This is a genomic window from Blautia sp. ZXY-1-C6 (assembly GCF_056339875.1).
This window is the reverse complement of record NZ_JBWJVQ010000305.1, coordinates 1-4294: the sequence shown is the minus strand read 5'-3', so window position 1 is coordinate 4294 and position 4294 is coordinate 1. Positions and strand designations below refer to the sequence as shown.

5 protein-coding genes, 1 pseudogene and 1 riboswitch are annotated in these 4294 nt (G+C 41.7%); all 6 genes and pseudogenes read left to right on the top strand.

What is annotated here, in order from left to right:
• Window positions 1-264 (top strand): annotated as a pseudogene (locus AC075J_RS18690) (N-acetylmannosamine-6-phosphate 2-epimerase); the annotation flags it as partial.
• A 391-nt stretch (window positions 265-655) separates the two neighbouring features.
• Window positions 656-1387, top strand: coding sequence for a histidine phosphatase family protein (locus tag AC075J_RS18685; RefSeq protein ID WP_118571687.1), 732 nt, complete (start codon window positions 656-658; stop codon window positions 1385-1387).
• Between the two features lie 27 nt (window positions 1388-1414).
• The gene (locus tag AC075J_RS18680) at window positions 1415-1576 is read left to right on the top strand and encodes a hypothetical protein (protein ID WP_226839509.1); all 162 of its coding nucleotides are present in this window, start codon (window positions 1415-1417) and stop codon (window positions 1574-1576) included.
• A gap of 5 nt (window positions 1577-1581) precedes the next feature.
• Complete coding sequence (locus tag AC075J_RS18675) at window positions 1582-2727, top strand: DUF6320 domain-containing protein (RefSeq protein ID WP_226839512.1); 1146 nt, start codon at window positions 1582-1584, stop codon at window positions 2725-2727.
• Window positions 2728-2772: 45 nt separating this feature from the next.
• Window positions 2773-2881: riboswitch (TPP riboswitch) on the top strand.
• Window positions 2882-3134: 253 nt separating this feature from the next.
• The gene (thiS, locus tag AC075J_RS18670; RefSeq protein ID WP_008707075.1) at window positions 3135-3338 is read left to right on the top strand and encodes a sulfur carrier protein ThiS; all 204 of its coding nucleotides are present in this window, start codon (window positions 3135-3137) and stop codon (window positions 3336-3338) included.
• Window positions 3339-3389: 51 nt separating this feature from the next.
• Window positions 3390-4169, top strand: coding sequence for a thiazole synthase (locus tag AC075J_RS18665; protein WP_008707074.1), 780 nt, complete (start codon window positions 3390-3392; stop codon window positions 4167-4169).
• Window positions 4170-4294 lie beyond the last annotated feature (125 nt).

The following is a 4294-nucleotide window of genomic DNA, read 5'->3' as shown; positions in this document are numbered from 1 at the left end:
AAGTGTGGTGTGGATATTGTTGGAACAACCATGAGCGGTTACACTGATTACACTTCAAAAAAGGATGAACCAGATTATGAACTGATGGAGAGGCTTGCAAAAGATACAGATATTCCGATTATCGGAGAAGGCAAGATTCATTATCCGGATCAGGCTGTAAAAGCACTACAGACAGGTGTATGGGCGATCGTGGTAGGCGGAGCGATCACACGTCCGCTGGAAATCGCACAGAGATTTCAGAAGGCAATTGAAGCAGGTAAATAAAATGCGAACAAAAAAGGATGTGTCAGAGTTGCACATCCTTTTTTGTTATAGCAAGTGCAGTATTTTATGGAATGGTTATAAATAAACAGCTGGCCGACTTTTGCAGCAACTGAACCGGACTGCAGAGAATTTTTAGTGCAGAAACCGGAACTTGGTGTTAGAATAGAAGCGTCATATGATAAGCAGAACTTATCCACATCAGAAGATATTTAGTTACTGTGAACGGAGTGAACAGTAACGATATTTATGAGGAAACAATCCCTCCGGTTACAGAAGAATGTGGAAATTAAAAAACTCAGATAAGATCTATGAATGGAAGATGCCAGACTATTTGGATACGATCTGATCTGAGATAATAGAAGAACTGAGACAAAAGAAAGGAACAATACGAATGAGATTATTGATCGTGCGACATGGAGATCCGGATTATTCCATTGATTCTCTTACAGAAAAAGGCTGGAAAGAAGCAGAATATCTGTCAGAAAGATTGTCAAAACTTGATGTAAAGGATTTCTATGTATCACCTCTTGGAAGGGCAAAGGATACAGCCTCTTTTACATTGAAGAAAATGAACCGTACAGCAGTTGAGTGTGACTGGCTGAGGGAATTTGATGTTCTGATCGATCGCCCGGATGTTACTGACAGGCAAAAGAGATTATGGGACTGGCTTCCGCAGGACTGGACACAGGACGAGAAATTTTACCAGTATGATCACTGGTATGAAAACGAGAGACTTCAGCAGTCTGATGCCAAAGGATACTATGACTATGTAACAGGAAAGTTTGATAAGCTTCTTGCCGAACATGGTTATGTACGTGAAGGACATTATTACAGAGTGGAGAAACCAAATGAAGATACGCTGGTATTCTTCTGTCATTTTGGTCTGGAATGTGTGCTTCTTGCGCATCTGATCGGTGCTTCTCCAATGGTACTGTGGCATGGATTCTGCGCAGCACCAAGTTCAGTGACAACTGTCAATACAGAAGAACGAAGAGAAGGAATCGCAAGTTTTCGTATTAGTGCATTTGGTGATATTTCCCATTTATATGTGCATGATGAACCACCGGCATTTGCTGCAAGATTCTGTGAAATGTACAGTAATACGGATGAGCGCCACGATTGATTAACTAGGTAATTCACCTGCGGAGCCATGCATTTCCTGCAGGAACTGGTTCAGGATTATCTGATCCTGGCACATCCACAGGCAGATCTTCCGCAGATTGAGCATGCAGAGGAAATTACACATGGAGATAAAGAAGAGATATCCACCGGAAAGCCCGCTCCTGTGGAGTTTCCATCACTGTTTTACTGACAGCAATGATGCTGTGTTCTATTCGGGAAGAGATTCCAAAGAATCAGCAGAAACGACCGGTAGCATTGATGATTCCGGTGAATCTGAGAAATTATTTTCCGTCTCAGTCTATGACAAATTTCTTTGGATGGATTGAGGTGGGATATATATTTTCTGATGAAACAACCTTTGAAGATGTACTTTTGTCTGTGAAGAAACAGTTCGAAGAAGAACTGGTAAAAGAAAAGATTGCCATGCATATGAGCGGATATGTGCGCATTGAGAAGAATCCTTTTGTACGTGCTGTTCCGTTGGAGATCAAGAAATATTTTCTGATGATCGGAGCCAATCTGGGAAGCAGGAGCATTACGGCAGTTTATTCTAATATCGGCATTATTCGTTTGCCGGAGGAGTACAAAGAATATATTCAGCATTTTGGGATTTTTGCAAGTACCAATTCTTTGCAGATGTGTTCCTGTTCTTATGGGGATGAGATGGTACTGGGATTTACTTCCAAGATACCGGATGACAGTATCCAGAGGAATTTCCAGCGGATGCTCGGCGAGGAGAATGTTTCCCACAGAGAATTAAAGAATGAATTTCCGGGATATGGGGAAAAGCACAGGCTTGAGAAAAAAGAAAATCAGAAGGTTATCCAGACTTTCAGCTTCCTGTGTCTGGCAATTGCGGTAATTTGCGGAATGATTAATTTTATGATGGCAGGTGTACTGAACTGGTTCTGGTTTGCAGGAGCAGGATGTGCCTGTGCATGGCTGGTTGTTATGGTAGCATATTATAAACGCAGGAATATTCTGAAGAATGAAATGTGGCAGCTTTTGCTCATATCAGTAATTGCAATCCTATGGGACCGGTTTACCGGATGGAAGGGCTGGTCTGTGGATTTTGTGATTCCTTTCGGGATATTGGCAGTGCAGTTTTCTGTTCCTGTGATTGCAAAAATAAACCGTCTGGAAAGGGAAGAATATCTGTTTTATCTTGTACAGGCCGGAATTGCAGGACTGATTCCGATGATATTGGTTTGGACTGGAATCGTGCAGTTTGCCGTACCTTCAGTAATCTGTGCCGGAATCAGTTTTCTGACATTGGCTGCACTGTTTATCTTCTGCAAGAAGGATACGATGCGGGAGTTTCATAAGAAACTGAGGATGTAGAAATATGGTCTTGACACACATGGGATAAAAGATTATACTTTACCCATGTAAAGAAAGGGGAGCTTGTGAGTGCAGGCTGAGAGGAAGTCATTAACTTCGACCCATATACCTGATTTGGATAATGCCAACGTAGGAACCTATAAGATATGATTTTAAAGGGAGATGACTGGCATCTCCTTTTTATTTATCTCATGCATTTGAAGAAATTCAGCTGTCCGGTAATCAATCTGTAATAAGTGAGAGAAAACCGGGGGCTTACAGGGAAATTTACATTATAACAGATGAATATTGGGAAAGATGAGAGTGAACAGAGTTCATGAAGGGGTGCACCACCGCGGGTGTATTCTTTTGTGGACTCTTTTTTATGTTGTAGAGGCCGGACCTTCTTTTCCCGGAAAGGAGAAAGTATGCTTATTACTGTTAATGGAAAAACAAAAGAATTGCAGAATACTCTTACAATAGGGCAATATCTGGAGGAAAACAGCTATGTGCCCAGCCAGATCGCAGTAGAATTAAATGAAAGAATTCTGTCAAAAGCCGAGTACAGCACTACTGTTTTACATGAAAATGACATACTGGAAATAGTCAGCTTCATGGGAGGTGGAAGATAAACAGGAATATCCTGATATCACATTATAATATACGAAAGAAGGACTTAAATTATGAGTACAAATAATGAAGACAAACTGATTCTGGGAGGTCATGAATTTACTTCCCGTTTTATTCTGGGATCCGGAAAATTTTCTCTGGATCTGGTGAAAGCATGTATTGAAAAGGCAGATGCGCAGATCATCACTCTGGCTCTGCGTCGTGCCAATGAAGGTGGACTGGCAAATATTCTGGACTATATTCCGAAAAATGTTACTCTTCTTCCCAATACTTCAGGTGCCAGAAATGCAGAAGAAGCAGTTCGTATTGCCAGACTTTCCAGAGAAATCGGATGCGGTGATTTCGTAAAGATCGAAGTGATCCATGATTCAAAATATCTGCTTCCGGATAACTATGAAACTGTTAAAGCTACAGAAATTCTTGCAAAAGAAGGATTTGTAGTAATGCCTTATATGTACCCGGATCTGAATGCAGCCAGAGATCTGGTAAATGCCGGAGCTGCCTGCATCATGCCGCTGGGTTCTCCGATCGGCTCTAATAAAGGTCTGTGCACTAAGGAATTTATCCAGATTTTGATTGACGAAATTGAGCTCCCGATCATTGTAGATGCAGGAATCGGACGTCCTTCTCAGGCGTGTGAAGCCATGGAGATGGGGGCATCTGCAGTTATGGCAAATACTGCGATTGCCACAGCAGGTGATGTGCAGATAATGGCTGAAGCATTTAAAAAAGCTATTGAAGCAGGACGAAGTGCATACCTTGCCGGACTGGGAAGAACCCTGGAAAAAGGTGCAAGCGCATCCTCTCCACTGACTGGTTTTCTTCATGAGTAATAAATAAAAAATCATTCTAAAATGAGATTTTTGATTATAGCAATCCTCGTAAATAATGCATTTAAGACAGTTCAGCAGCGTGCGAAAGACAAGGAAGATATCTGCAGGCGTGCTGACGCACGGCA